Genomic DNA, 12906 nt, shown 5'->3' on the forward strand with positions numbered 1-12906 from the left:
CCGGCGTGCCTAGGCGGTGAGCCCCAGGAGGGACATCCGCCGTGAATGGTTGCGGGTCAGCTGGCTGAAGAGATCCCGGATCTGCGCGTCGAGCTCCTCACGGCTGAGGAACCCGTCCAGCTCCGCCGGCATTGCACGTTCGATCACCACGCGCTGGGCCTGGGTCAGGGCCTCGCCCACCAGCCGGCGTCCCCAGAGTGCCAGCCGCGAGGCCAGCCTCGGATCGTCCTTCAAGGACTCCTGCAGACGCACAAAAAGGACCTCCCCTGCCGCTTCGCTGCCGGTCTCCTGCAGGGAGGCGATCAGCGCCGAGCTATCCGGATCGAGCAGGGACCCGAGCGCGGCGTAGAAGTCGTCTGAAATCGCATCAGTGACATAGAACTTCATCAGGGACTCGTACCAGTCCCCCGGGCGGGTTCGGTCATGGAAGGCATCCACCGACTGCTGGAAGGGGGCCATGGCGTCCTCGGCGTTAAGGCCCATCGACTCAAGGTGCGCGGCCACCCGCTCGAAGTTCTCGTATTCGCGCACCGCCAGCCGTCCCAGCGCGGCACGGTCCCGGAGACTCGGCGAGAAGCGTGCGTCCGATGACATCCGCTCAAAGGCGGACAGTTCGCCATAGGCGATGACACCGAGCAGGTCCGAAAGGAACTGCCGGTATGCGTCCGCCGCACCGGGGTCCGTTGCGTGCCCTGTAGCCGAAGCTGCGTTGTTCTCACTCATACGCCCAGCGTACCGGTGTGTCCGGGCTCTCAGCGGACTGGCCAGCTGCCGTTGCGGCTCCGTTCCCCGCGGCTGTACCCGCCACCGGGCGCCAGCCAACTCGCTGGATAGGCCAATGCGGCCCGCGGCGGCTGCACCGGGTAGACTGGGATGGTAGTAAATGGATGCCCGGTCGTTCCCACGTTCCTGAAACCCTTCATGAATTGCCGGTTGGAGACACTATCCAGCCGGCTGTGAGACCCGCAGTACCTACGCGAACTTGATATTTTCCGGCCGCTGCCTTTGCCGAATGCAGTTGGAGTGGCCAGCAGTCCTTAGCCCGCGATCGGCTTCCGCTGGACGCATCACCTGCGCGCCATCCGCTCCGGGATGGGCCCTATGCCCTCTCGTCGAGCGCGGTACCGCAGAATGCCTAACTGAACGGTATGTAATTGAACACTGAACTTTCCCAGGTCAGCGATGCGCAGCTGACCGCAGATGACAGCAACGAAGAACTGGAAGTCACCGAGACCCTCGCCACAACGGAAGCCGCAGCTGAAATCCCCGAACTCACGTTCGCTGATTTCGGTGTCCGCGCCGAGATCGTGGATTCACTCGCGGAAGCCGGCATCACACACCCCTTCCCCATCCAGTCCATGACCCTGCCGGTGGCACTCGGCGGCCACGACATCATTGGCCAGGCCAAGACCGGTACCGGAAAGACCCTCGGCTTCGGCATCCCTGCCCTGCAGCGCGTGATTGTCCCGGCGGACGACGAGTATGAGTCGCTTCCCGCTCCGGGCGCACCGCAGGCCCTGATCGTCGTCCCTACCCGTGAACTCGCGGTCCAGGTAGCCAGCGACCTGACGACGGCGGCGCGCCGCCGCGGCGCGCGCATCGTTACCATCTACGGCGGCCGTGCCTACGAACCGCAGATCGAGGCCCTCGAAGCCGGCGTGGAAATCGTCGTCGGCACCCCCGGGCGCCTGATCGACCTTCACAACCGCCGCCAGCTTTCCCTCAAGAACGTCCGCATCGTCGTGCTCGACGAAGCCGACGAAATGCTGGACCTCGGCTTCCTGCCCGACGTCGAAACCCTGATGGCAGCCACCCCGGCAGCCCGCCAGACGCTGCTCTTCTCCGCGACCATGCCCGGCCCTGTCGTCGCCATGGCACGCCGCTACATGACCAAGCCGACGCACATCCGCGCCGCCGACCCCGAAGACGAGGGCCTGACCAAGAAGGACATCCGCCAGGTTGTCTACCGGGCGCACAACCTGGACAAGAGCGAAGTCGTGGCCCGCATCCTGCAGGCCCGCGGACGCGGCCGCACCATCATCTTCACCAAGACCAAGCGCACCGCTGCCAAGCTGTCCGAGGAACTCGTGGACCGCGGCTTCGCTGCCGCAGCAATCCACGGCGACCTGGGCCAGGGCGCCCGTGAGCAGGCCATGCGAGCCTTCCGCAACGAGAAGGTCGACGTCCTCGTAGCCACCGACGTCGCCGCCCGCGGCATCGACGTCGACGACGTCACGCACGTCATCAACTACCAGTGCCCCGAAGACGAGAAGACCTACCTGCACCGCGTTGGCCGTACCGGCCGTGCGGGCAACAAGGGTACCGCCGTCACGTTTGTGGACTGGGACGATGTCCCGCGCTGGGGCCTCATCAACAAGGCGCTGGGCATGGACCAGGCCGAACCGCTTGAGACCTACTCCTCTTCACCGCACCTGTACACGGACCTCGACATCCCCGAAGGAACCAAGGGACGGCTGCCCCGCAACAAGCGCGTGCTGGCCGGTATCGACGCTGAAAAGCTCGAGGACCTGGGCGAGACCGGCAAGTCCGGCGGACGCCGCGCACCCCGCTCCGACTCGGGCCAGCGCTCCGGCGGCCGCAGCTCCGACCGCGGAGGGCGCGGATCCGGTGCCGGAGGCCGCAGCTCCCGGGAAGGGTCCCGCGAAGGCGCCCGCCGCAGCCCTGAGAAGGCCGCCGAGGCACCTGCCCCCGCGTCCGGCGAGAGTGCCAAGGCCGACCGCCCCCGCCGTAACCGCAGCCGTACCCGCCGCCGCAACGGTGAGGTAGTCAGCAAGGCCCCCGCCGCCGAATAGGCCGGGATCCCCTCCATACGGATGAGCACACCTAACTGGACGCCGGACGGCGGGTCACTGATAGTCCACGCAGACAATGCGGATTATCTGCCGACCCTGCCGGACGGCTCCTTTACCCTGATCTACGTCGACCCTCCGTTCAATACCGGGCGTGCACAGCGCCGGCAGCAGACCACCATGGTCCGAAGCACCGAGGGCACCGGCGACCGGACGGGGTTCAAGGGCCGCAGCTACACCACGGTCAAGGGACTGCTCTCCAGCTACGACGACGCGTTCGAGGACTACTGGGCGTTCCTTGAACCCCGGATGGCAGAGGCGTGGCGTCTCCTGGCAGACGACGGCACCCTGTACGTGCACCTTGACTACCGCGAGGTGCACTACGTGAAGGTGATGCTGGACGCCCTCTTCGGGAGGGACTGCTTCCTGAACGAGATTATCTGGGCCTACGACTACGGCGGACGGGCCAAGAACCGCTGGCCTGCCAAGCATGACAACATCCTGGTCTACGTAAAGAACCCCGTTGCCTACCACTTCGACAACGCCGAGGTGGACCGGGAGCCGTACATGGCGCCGGGACTGGTGACACCGGAGAAAGTGGCGCTTGGCAAGCTGCCCACCGATGTCTGGTGGCACACCATCGTTTCCCCCACGGGGAAGGAAAAGACCGGTTACCCCACACAGAAACCGGAAGGCCTGCTGCGCCGTGCCGTAGCCGCTTCCAGCCGCGAGGGCGACTGGGTGCTGGACTTCTTCGCCGGCTCTGGAACCCTGGGCGCAGTGGCCGGGAAGCTCGGCCGCCGCTTCGTGTGCGTGGACGCCAATCCGCAGGCAATCGAGGTCATGGAGCGCCGGCTGGGGCATACCGCCCAGGTACTGGTGCCCGCCAAGCCCAAACGCGTACGGACCCGGCGAACCGCTCCCCCGCGAACCGCCGCGCCGAAGACTGCGTCTCCCCCGGCCCCGCCCGCAGGGTCCGTGGACCCGGGGCAGACGCCCGCGGCGCTTTAGCCAGCCGGTACCGGATGGCTAAAGCCGGACGGTCATGGCCGGACGGTCATGGCCGGACGGTCATGGCCGGACAACCGGCGTGCCGGTACCGACTTCGGCGATACGCTCCAGGACCTCGGCACTGGTGGTGTTCTCCCCCAGCAGGTTCGGTTTGCCGGTTCCGTGATAGTCGCTGGAACCGGTCACCAGCAGCGAATGCTCCGCGGCCAGCCGGCGCAGGTACGTACGGCCGTCCTCCGGGTTGTCCCGGTGCTCAATCTCCAGGCCGGCCAGCCCGGCGTCGATCATTTCCAGGTAGGTCTGTTCGCCCACCACGCGTCCGCGGGCGGATGCCTCCGGGTGGGCGAAAACGGGCACCCCGCCGGCGTCGCGGATCAGGCGCACCGCGTGCGCGGGATCCGGGGCGTAATGCGCCACGAAGTAGCGGGAACGTCCGGTCAGGATCCCGGCAAATGCAGCCGACCGCGATGGAACCACACCGGCGGCAACCAGCGCGTCGGCGATGTGCGGCCGGCCTATGGTGGCCCCTGGTGCAACCTGCTCCTGCACGTCAGCCCAGCTGATGGGATAGTCCTCGGCAAGGCGTTCCACCATGCGTTCGGCCCGGCTCACCCGGGCCGAACGGGACTTGGCGATCTCCGCCAGCAACCCGGGATGGGCCGGGTCATGGAGGTAGGACAGCACATGCACGCTGATGCCGTTATCGGTGCGGCAGGAAACTTCCATGCCCGGTACAAACGTGAGGCCCAGGGCGCGGGCCGCTTCGGCTGCCTCACCCCACCCGGCAGTGGAGTCGTGGTCCGTCAGCGCCACGGCGTCCAGCCCGGCGGCCGCTGCGGACGCCATGACAGCTCCTGGGGCTTCAGTGCCGTCGGAGACGTTGGAGTGGGTATGCAGGTCGATTCTCACCCCTCCAATCTACGTGGTTCCCCGCGCCGATCCGGCGCTGGCGCTCCGCAGCCGCCGGGGGATGTTTGGCCCTGTTAACTGCCGGTGAGAGCATAGACGGGTGAGTACTGAAGCCAATTCAATGAACCCCGCCGATTCCGGCCTTGAGGAACTGTCCGAGGGGCAGCCGCTTGAGGACCGGGTGAACAACCGTTCCCAGCGCCCCACGTCGCAGGCGTTCAAGGACTTTATGTCATCCGGCTGGGCCTCTGCGTCCGATGAACTCCCGGAACAGTCCGCGGTGGCTCCGCACGCTGCCGCCCGCCGCCGGGCGCTCTCCGAGCGTTTCACGTCTGAACGCCTGGTCATTCCGGCCGGCCCGCTGAAGGTCCGTTCCAATGACACCGATTACCGGTTCCGCCCCCACTCCGGGTTCGCCCACCTCACCGGCCTCGGTCTGGACCATGAGCCGGACGCGGTCCTGGTCATGGAACCCGTGGAAGAGGGAACCGGCGACGACGGCGGCCACCACACTGCCACGCTTTACTTCCGTCCGCTCGCCGGCACCGACAGCGAGGAGTTCTACTCCAACGCCCGCTACGGTGCGTTCTGGATAGGTTCCCGCCTGAACCTGGAACAGGTCAGCGCCCTGGTCGGGCTGCGGACACGGGACCTCTCCGAGGCCGAAACCGCTATCACGTCCAACGTGGGCGACCCGCAGTTCGGTGGCATCTCCGTCCGCCTGCTGCGCAAGGTTGATGAGATGGTTGACGCCCTGGTGGACACCGTCCGCTACAACACGGCAATGGACCCGGACAACATGGACTTCAGCGCCCTGGACGCCAAGGATGAAGAACTCACCGAGGCACTCTCTGAGCTGCGCCTGGTGAAGGATGCCTGGGAAATCGAGCAGATGAAGGAAGCCGTGGCGGCCACCGTCAACGGATTCACGGAAGTCGTGAAGATCCTCCCCCGCGCCATCAGCCACCCCCGCGGTGAGCGCGTGGTCGAAGGCGCCTTCTTCGCCCGTGCCCGCGAAGAGGGCAACGACCTGGGTTATGACACCATCGCCGCGGCAGGCAACAACGCCACCGTGCTGCACTGGATCCGCAACAACGGCGAGGTCAAGGCCGGGGATCTGCTCCTGCTGGACGCCGGCGTGGAAGCTGACAGCCTCTACACTGCCGACATCACCCGCACGCTGCCGGTCAACGGCACCTTTTCCGAGGTCCAGCGCCGCGTGTACCAGGCAGTGCTCGACGCCGCAGACGCCGGCTTCGCGGCCGCCAAGCCGGGCAACAAGTTCCGCGACGTGCACGCCGCAGCCGTCCGTGTCCTGGCAGAGCGCCTGCAGGACTGGGGGCTCCTGCCGGTTCCGCTGGAAGAAGCCCTCTCCGACAACGGCCAGCAGCACCGCCGCTGGATGCCGCACGGCACCAGCCACCACCTGGGCCTGGACGTACACGACTGCGCGCAGGCCCGCCGCGACCTCTACCTGGACGGCATTATCGAAGAAGGCATGGTCTTCACGATCGAGCCGGGCCTCTACTTCAAGGAAGAGGACCTCACCATCCCGGAGGAGTACCGCGGGATCGGCGTGCGGATCGAGGACGATGTCCTGATCACGGCCGACGGCGCCGAAAACCTCAGCGCTGCACTGCCGCGTGATCCCTCCGACGTCGAGGACTGGATGGCGGGAATCTACGCCTCCTAGCCTCCCCCATCGAGATGACAGAAACTGCCCGTTTGGAGCTCCAAACGGGCAGTTTCTGTATGTTCGGGATGTGAACCGGGAAGGCTAGCGGCCTTCACCCGGGGTACGCGGGGTGTCCTCGCCGGCAGGGCTTTCGTCCGCTTGGGGCGCTGCAGGAGTATCCGGCTGCTGCTCGGCAGCTCCGGCCTGCGGAGCCGGTTCCGGAGCCGGTCCGGCTTGCTGCTGGCCCTGCGGGGCCGGAGCCTGCTGGGCGGCAGGAAGCCGCACGCCGTAGCGGGGCCGACCGTCGGGCAGGTCGGGGAACTGTCCGCGCGGGGTGCCTTCTGCGTTGGACGGCTGGGGCGACGGCTGCTGCACCGGTCCGGCTGCCGGCTGACCGTCAGCCTGGCCGGGGGCGGCATGCGCGCCGGGGGCTGCGGGTCCTGCAGCAGGCGCGGAGTCGGGCCGCCCCGCACCGCGGGTTCCGTAGGGATCGGACCACGACGACGGCCGCTCGGGGGCCTGCCCGGAGTACGGGGGCTGCTGCTGGTACGGGGGCTGGAAGGGGGGCTGGCCCGACGGCGGCGCCGGGTGTCCGCTCTGCCCCACCATCGGCAGCTGGGAAAGCAGCCGCCGCGCTTCGTTGGCAGCTTCGGGGGCCACGATCACGTCGTAGCTCGTGGCGATCACCTGGCTGGTGGAGGTGAAGTCGCGGCGTCCACGCTGGAACGCGTACGCAAGGACACCAAACAGCAGCCAGAAAATGGCGCCCAGCGCCATGGACGGAATCAGCGACAGGTAGGAGTCGCCGCCGCCGAACAGCATCAGTGCCAGGCCCACGAACAGACCGAACCACGCACCGGTGGCGGCGCTGGACATGGCGACACGGGGATAGGTCAGGCGGCCGGTGACCCGCTCGACGGACTTCAGCTCATTGCCCACGATGCTCACCAGATGCACGGGGAACTTGGAGTCCGCCAGGTAGTCGACCGCCTTCTGGGCATCCAGGTAAGCCGTGTACCGGCCCACCAGCTCACCCTTGGGGAGAGTTCGTCCGGGGTCCCGCTGCGATGAGGCGCCAAATAGGTTCGACATTCCCCTATTCTTTCGCAGATACAGCGATTGTGGGCCAATGTATCGCTGGCAGTGAACGCTGCCACGCGAGTGCGGCCGTTCGAATGCGCCTATGGGGCCGCCGCCAAGTAGCCTAAGTAAGGTGAGCACTAATCCTACGCGCGTCTTCATTGCACGGCTGCTGGGCCTGGATGTCTTCGACCCCCTCGGGGACAGGCTTGGCCGCCTTCGGGATGCCGTGGTGCTGGACCGCGGGGCAGGCCGCCCGCCCCAGGCCGTGGGCATCGTCGTCGAGGTTCCCGGCAAGAAACGCGTCTTTGTGCCCATCACCCGCATCACGTCCATGGACGCGGGCCAGATCATCTGCACCGGGCTGGTGAACCTGCGCCGGTTCCAGCAGCGCGGGGCGGAGATGCTCGTGGTTGCTGAACTCTTCGACAGCCGAGTGGTCCTGGCGGACGGAAGCGGCGAGGCAACCGTGGAAGACATCGCCATTGAGCAGAACCGAGCCGGAGACTGGCATGTTTCAAGTCTCTTCGTGCGCCGCGGCGGAGGCGGTTCACGCCTGCGCAGCCTGCGCCGCAAGGGCGAGCTGCTGATCATCGAGTGGCCCGAGGTAGGCCACTGGGACATCACCGGTCCGCAGGCCGCCACGCAGTTCGTGGCGCAGCATGATGACCTCAAGCCCGCCGACTTCGCTGAGGCGCTGCACGAAATGAGCGGCAAGCGCCGAATCGAGGTGGCGAGCGAGCTGCAGGACGAGCGCCTGGCAGACGTGCTCCAGGAGCTGCCGGACGACGACCAGGTTCAGATCCTGCAGTCACTGGACGTTGAGCGCGCGGCGGACGTGCTGGAGGAAATGGATCCCGACGACGCCGCCGACCTGCTCAACGAGCTTCCCGAGGAGCAGAAGGAAGAGCTGCTGCAGCTCATGGAACCCGAGGATGCCCGTGACGTCCGGCGCCTCATGCAGTACGAGGAAGACACGGCCGGCTCGCTGATGACTCCTGTCCCGGTCATCCTTCCTCCGGAAGCGACGGTCGCCGAAGCCCTGGCACACGTGCGCCGTGAGGAACTGACCCCGGCCCTCGCGTCTTCCATCTACGTCTGCCGGCCGCCGCTGGAGACACCCACGGGCCGTTACCTCGGCGTCGTGCACATCCAGCAGCTGCTGCGCACAGCTCCCCCGGAAGCGCTCGGCAACATCCTCGACACGGATCTTGAGCCGGTGCGGGACTACGCGAACATCGCCGAAATTTCCCGAATGCTGGCAACCTACAACCTGAACTCGCTGCCGGTGGTCAATGACAGCGGACGTCTGGTGGGCGCAGTGACAGTCGACGACGTCCTGGACCACCTGCTCCCGGATGACTGGCGTGCCTCCGAAGACACCGGCCCCATAACGTGGCAGGGAAGGAAGAATGGCTGAGAAGAACCGCCCCCGCACTGACGGCCTCGATACCCCGCGCACCGCCAGGACCAGATGGTTCCCGCGGCTTTCTCCCAACCCTGATGCCTTTGGCCATGCCACGGAGAACTTCGCCCGGTTCATGGGCACCCCGCAGTTCCTGCTCTACATGACGGTGTTTTGCGTTGTGTGGCTCGGCTGGAACACCTGGGGCCCGGAATCCCTGCGGTTCGACAGCGTGGCGCTGGGGTTCACGCTCCTGACCCTGATGCTCTCGCTGCAGGCCTCCTACGCGGCTCCACTGCTCCTGCTGGCGCAGAACCGCCAGGATGACAGGGACCGGGTCTCGATGCGCCAGGACCGCGAACGGGCCGAACGGAACCTGCTGGACACCGAGTACCTCACCCGCGAGATCGCCGAACTGCGTATCGCGCTGCGGGAAGTCGCCACCCGCGACTATGTCCGTTCCGAAATACGCGGCCTGCTCGAGGAACTCCTCGAGGCCAACGACGCCGAGGGCCAGCGGCGCGGCACCCGCCGCCGCGGCCAGGACGGCAGCCCGACGCCGCCGTCCAAAGCTATCCAGGGTGCAGGAGAAGACTAGGCAGTGCCCGAAACAAACGAACACCTGGCAGAACTGGCCCGCGCGGCCATGGAACGGGTCATTGACCCTGAACTGCGCCGCCCCATCACCGAGCTCGGCATGCTGCGCAGCGTGGAGGTGGACGACGCCGGCAGCGCCCGCATCGGCGTCCTGCTCACCATTGCCGGCTGTCCCCTGCGCGGAACCATTACAGCCGACGTCGAGCGGGAGCTTGCCGGCGTTCCCGGCATCACCTCCGTGGACGTGGACCTGGACGTCATGACCCAGGCCCAGCGAGAGGAGCTCAAGGAAAAGCTGCGCGGACCCGGCGGTGCCCGGGGCGTCCCGTTCAGCCGTCCGGGATCCCTGACGAAGGTGTATGCCGTTGCCAGCGGCAAGGGCGGTGTGGGCAAGTCCACCGTGACCGTGAACCTTGCGGCGGCCATGGCTGCCTCCGGCCTGCGCGTTGGGGTGGTCGACGCCGACGTGCACGGCTTCTCCGTTCCGGGCCTGCTGGGCATCACGGCGCCACCCACACGGGTAGACGAGATGATCCTGCCGCCCGTGGCGCACGGCATCAAGACAATTTCGATCGGCATGTTCCTGGACAAGAACCAGCCGGTTGCCTGGCGCGGGCCCATGCTCCACCGGGCGCTGGAGCAGTTCCTCACTGACGTGTATTTCGGGGACCTGGACGTGCTGCTGCTGGATCTTCCCCCGGGCACCGGCGACATAGCGATTTCGGTGGGCCAGCTGCTCCCCTCCTCGGAGATCCTGGTGGTGACCACACCGCAGGCGGCTGCGGCAGAGGTTGCCGAACGCGCCGGAACCGTGGCGGCGCAGACCGGGCAGAAGGTTGCCGGCGTCATCGAAAACATGTCCTGGCTGGCGCTGCCCACCGGGGAACGGATGGAGCTCTTCGGCTCAGGCGGCGGAGCGCTGGTTTCCGGGCGGCTAGGATCCGTCCTGGGCTACGACGTTCCGCTGCTGGGCAGCATTCCGCTGGATGTGCGGCTGCGCGAGGGAGGGGACGCCGGGCTTCCGGTGGTGCTCGATGAGTCCGCAGCCGGGCCGGATACTGCGGGCGGGGAACTCCGCCGGATCGCTGCGGCGCTCGCCGGACGGCCGCGCGGGCTGTCCGGGCTGAACCTTTCGGTCACCCCGCGCTAAGAGCCTGGGGCTAGGTGGCCTCGGCGTCGAACGGTGCGGGCTCGCCTGCACCCAGGCGCTCTATCCGCTGGACCGGTGACGGTGCAGCCGGAGCCACCGCCGGCCTGGCGGGTGCCGCAGGAACAGCTCCGGGACGCGCTGCGGCTGGGCGGACAGCTCCGTTACTGCGCCCGGCTGCCGGCCGCACCGCCTCTTCGACGTCGTCGAGCAGAGCTTCCTTGATAATCCGCCGGGGGTCGTACTGCCGCGGATCCAGCTTCCGCCAGTCCACCTCGTCGATTTCGGGGCCCACTTCTTCGCGCAGCTGCTCACGGGCGCCCGTTGCCATCCGGCGAAGTTCGCGGACCAGGCGGGCCAGCTGGGAAGCGTATTCCGGCAGGCGTTCGGGGCCGAGAATGGCCACGGCGAGGACCGCCAGGATGATCAGCTCATAGCCGTTAATTCCGAACACTTTTGAAGGTTACCTTTTCCCGCGGGATTGGGGCCACTTTGGGACTGGGGTCAAAGTGATCGCCCTGCGCCGGAGAGCAGCGCCAGCCCGTTCAGGACGCGGTCCACAGCCCCGGAGTCCGGGTCCCTTGCAGGCACCAGCAGGCGGGCCGACTCGCTGAGGGAGAGTTCGCCCACTACGGAGGACAGGGTTTCCTCCGGGACTGAGGACCTCAGCGTATAAGTAACATTGCGCGCAGAGAGCACAGCCTCACCGGGGCGGGTCTCATCCCTCCAGACCCGCGGAGCAGTTTCAGCGGTCCTGGTAACAGCGTGAAAACCCTCTTCGGCTATCGGACGGCCGCTGACGGCGTGCAGCACCTCCGGATTGGTGTCGCCTTCCCGCGGGCGCTGTTCATAGACCGTGAGCGTTTCGCCGTTGCGGGTCAGCTCCATGGCGACGGCGGGGTGGCCGGCCACCTGCAGGGTCCGGGCCGAGGCCAGCGTAAAGCCAAGTCCGTCAAGTTCCGGGCAGGACCACCCGGCATTGCGCAGGTCCTGCACGTCCTCGGCGGAGAGGCCCCCGGAACGCTGTTCCGCCAGCTGGTTCCACCCGGCCAGCAGATGCGCCTGCTGGGGTGCCGAAAGTGGTTCGTCCGCAATCGATCCAAGAATGTAGGCGCCGGCCAGGACAAAGCCCGAGACCATCGTGAGGATCCCGCCAATTGCCACGGCGTAGCGTCCGCGGCCCGGTCCGGGCGCGGGCTGCGGACGGCTCGCACTGTCTGCGACGATCCGGCTGGCAAGGTCTTCCCGCGGGGCAGGGACCTTCAAGGCCCGAAGGCGGCTGCGGAGGCGTCGTTCCTCCTCCACCGCGCAGCGGCACGCAGCGCAGCGTGAGAGGTGGGTCTGTACGGCGGCACGCCGGCGGGCCGGTAATTCCTCGTCCAGGAACGCACGAAGATGACGTTTAGGGTGGCGCATATGCTCTAGCCGGCTCCTGCCACGCGCGGAAGCTTCAGGCTGACCGAGGGGGTGCGGCGCTGCGCCGGATCGCGGTGGGCGAGCTTCTCCTTGAGCATGCTGCGTCCCCGGTGGATGCGGGAGCGGACAGTACCCAGCTTCACGCCAAGCGCATGCGCCACTTCGTCGTAGGAGAGCCCCTCCAGGTCACAGAGCACGACGGCGGCACGGAAGTCCGGGGGCAATTCCTCCAGTGCGCGCTGGATGTCCACATCCAGGTTGTTGAACTCGAAGCTGCGCTCCGGTCCGGGACCCGGGGAGGGCAGCCTGCTCTCGGCTTCTTCACTCATGCCGTCGAAGCGGATACGGCTGCGCCGGCGGGCCTGGTCCAGGAAAAGATTAGTGGTGATGCGGTGCAGCCACCCGTCCAGGGTGCCGGGCTGGAACTTTGCCAGGGAGCGGAAAACCCGGACGAACACCTCCTGGGTGAGGTCCTCGGCGTCGTGCTTATTGCCGGTCAGCCGGTAAGCAAGCCGGTACACCTTGGCAGAGTGGGTCTCCACCACTTCCTGCCAGGTCGGACGCACCCAGTCAGTTACCGCGGATGCTTCAGCAGTGCCGTCAAGTGTCCCCGTCACGGTCTTCCTCCCTTCGCAACGTGTTTCTGCCCCCGGCGCCGTGCGGCTCGGCACGGAACGGGCTGGCGATCGTCATCAGGTTCACCATCCATGTTTGCGCATATTTCTGGGAGTTCGCTGTTAGCACGCCTCATGGATGGAGACAAGCAGGTCCCGGATAATACCCGGGCCGCGGGTGCGCGCCGCGCACCGCACCTGGCGGGAATCGGAACGCGGTGGCCTTAAGCTTGTAATGCCGT

12 protein-coding genes are annotated in these 12906 nt (G+C 67.1%); 6 read left to right on the top strand and 6 right to left on the bottom strand.

Annotation, left to right across the window (positions count from 1 at the left end):
• Positions 1-9 precede the first annotated feature (9 nt).
• Positions 10-723 carry a ferritin-like fold-containing protein gene (locus GD628_RS01290; RefSeq protein WP_152273606.1) on the bottom strand — a complete coding sequence of 238 codons (714 nt, stop codon included), beginning with the start codon at positions 721-723 and terminating at the stop codon, positions 10-12.
• A gap of 431 nt (positions 724-1154) precedes the next feature.
• Between GD628_RS01290 and GD628_RS01295 the strand changes: the two genes are divergently transcribed.
• Complete coding sequence (locus GD628_RS01295; RefSeq protein ID WP_091603024.1) at positions 1155-2813, top strand: DEAD/DEAH box helicase; 1659 nt, start codon at positions 1155-1157, stop codon at positions 2811-2813.
• Between the two features lie 21 nt (positions 2814-2834).
• Complete coding sequence (locus GD628_RS01300; protein ID WP_152273607.1) at positions 2835-3821, top strand: DNA-methyltransferase; 987 nt, start codon at positions 2835-2837, stop codon at positions 3819-3821.
• Positions 3822-3881: 60 nt separating this feature from the next.
• On the opposite strand, the gene GD628_RS01305 is transcribed toward GD628_RS01300, so the two are convergent.
• The gene (locus GD628_RS01305) at positions 3882-4730 is read right to left on the bottom strand and encodes a PHP domain-containing protein (protein WP_152273608.1); all 849 of its coding nucleotides are present in this window, start codon (positions 4728-4730) and stop codon (positions 3882-3884) included.
• A 121-nt stretch (positions 4731-4851) separates the two neighbouring features.
• Here GD628_RS01305 and GD628_RS01310 point away from each other — a divergent pair, with 121 nt between their 5' ends.
• Positions 4852-6423: an aminopeptidase P family protein gene (locus GD628_RS01310; protein ID WP_152274200.1), complete on the top strand. Its 1572-nt coding sequence runs from the start codon at positions 4852-4854 to the stop codon at positions 6421-6423.
• A gap of 84 nt (positions 6424-6507) precedes the next feature.
• Here GD628_RS01310 and GD628_RS01315 read toward each other — a convergent pair whose 3' ends face one another.
• Positions 6508-7497, bottom strand: a complete 990-nt coding sequence (locus tag GD628_RS01315) for a general stress protein (RefSeq protein WP_176697546.1) — start codon at positions 7495-7497, stop codon at positions 6508-6510.
• A gap of 121 nt (positions 7498-7618) precedes the next feature.
• On the opposite strand from GD628_RS01315, the gene GD628_RS01320 reads away from it, so the two are divergent.
• Genes GD628_RS01320 through GD628_RS01330 form a run of 3 tightly spaced genes read left to right on the top strand, consistent with a single transcriptional unit; the run spans position 7619 to position 10637 of the window.
• The gene (locus tag GD628_RS01320) at positions 7619-8905 is read left to right on the top strand and encodes a magnesium transporter MgtE N-terminal domain-containing protein (RefSeq protein WP_091603013.1); all 1287 of its coding nucleotides are present in this window, start codon (positions 7619-7621) and stop codon (positions 8903-8905) included.
• Positions 8898-9488 carry a DUF1003 domain-containing protein gene (locus GD628_RS01325; protein ID WP_152273609.1) on the top strand — a complete coding sequence of 197 codons (591 nt, stop codon included), beginning with the start codon at positions 8898-8900 and terminating at the stop codon, positions 9486-9488. Before GD628_RS01320 ends, GD628_RS01325 begins: the two co-directional genes overlap by 8 nt.
• A 48-nt stretch (positions 9489-9536) precedes the next feature.
• Positions 9537-10637 (top strand): P-loop NTPase, encoded by a 1101-nt coding sequence (locus GD628_RS01330; protein ID WP_091603769.1) that lies wholly within the window; start codon positions 9537-9539, stop codon positions 10635-10637.
• A gap of 10 nt (positions 10638-10647) precedes the next feature.
• Here the strand turns inward: GD628_RS01330 and GD628_RS01335 are convergent, their stop codons facing one another.
• The 3 genes from GD628_RS01335 to sigE are packed head-to-tail and all read right to left on the bottom strand — an operon-like array spanning position 10648 to position 12667.
• Positions 10648-11088, bottom strand: coding sequence for a twin-arginine translocase TatA/TatE family subunit (locus tag GD628_RS01335; RefSeq protein WP_152273610.1), 441 nt, complete (start codon positions 11086-11088; stop codon positions 10648-10650).
• A gap of 50 nt (positions 11089-11138) precedes the next feature.
• Complete coding sequence (locus GD628_RS01340; protein WP_152273611.1) at positions 11139-12050, bottom strand: zf-HC2 domain-containing protein; 912 nt, start codon at positions 12048-12050, stop codon at positions 11139-11141.
• Positions 12051-12055: 5 nt separating this feature from the next.
• Complete coding sequence (gene sigE, locus GD628_RS01345) at positions 12056-12667, bottom strand: RNA polymerase sigma factor SigE (RefSeq protein WP_091603001.1); 612 nt, start codon at positions 12665-12667, stop codon at positions 12056-12058.
• Positions 12668-12906: the final 239 nt, after the last annotated feature.

This window comes from Arthrobacter koreensis, from assembly GCF_009193255.1.
Classification (GTDB): domain Bacteria; phylum Actinomycetota; class Actinomycetes; order Actinomycetales; family Micrococcaceae; genus Arthrobacter_B; species Arthrobacter_B koreensis.

Bases quoted from the DNA above. Each gene is read 5' to 3' on its own strand.
- GD628_RS01290 (WP_152273606.1), bottom strand. From the start codon at position 723: ATGAGTGAGAACAACGCAGCTTCGGCTACAGGGCACGCAACGGACCCC.
- GD628_RS01300 (WP_152273607.1), top strand. From the start codon at position 2,835: ATGAGCACACCTAACTGGACGCCGGACGGCGGGTCACTGATAGTCCAC.
- GD628_RS01310 (WP_152274200.1), top strand. From the start codon at position 4,852: ATGAACCCCGCCGATTCCGGCCTTGAGGAACTGTCCGAGGGGCAGCCG.
- GD628_RS01315 (WP_176697546.1), bottom strand. From the start codon at position 7,497: ATGTCGAACCTATTTGGCGCCTCATCGCAGCGGGACCCCGGACGAACT.
- GD628_RS01325 (WP_152273609.1), top strand. From the start codon at position 8,898: ATGGCTGAGAAGAACCGCCCCCGCACTGACGGCCTCGATACCCCGCGC.
- GD628_RS01330 (WP_091603769.1), top strand. From the start codon at position 9,537: ATGGAACGGGTCATTGACCCTGAACTGCGCCGCCCCATCACCGAGCTC.
- GD628_RS01340 (WP_152273611.1), bottom strand. From the start codon at position 12,050: ATGCGCCACCCTAAACGTCATCTTCGTGCGTTCCTGGACGAGGAATTA.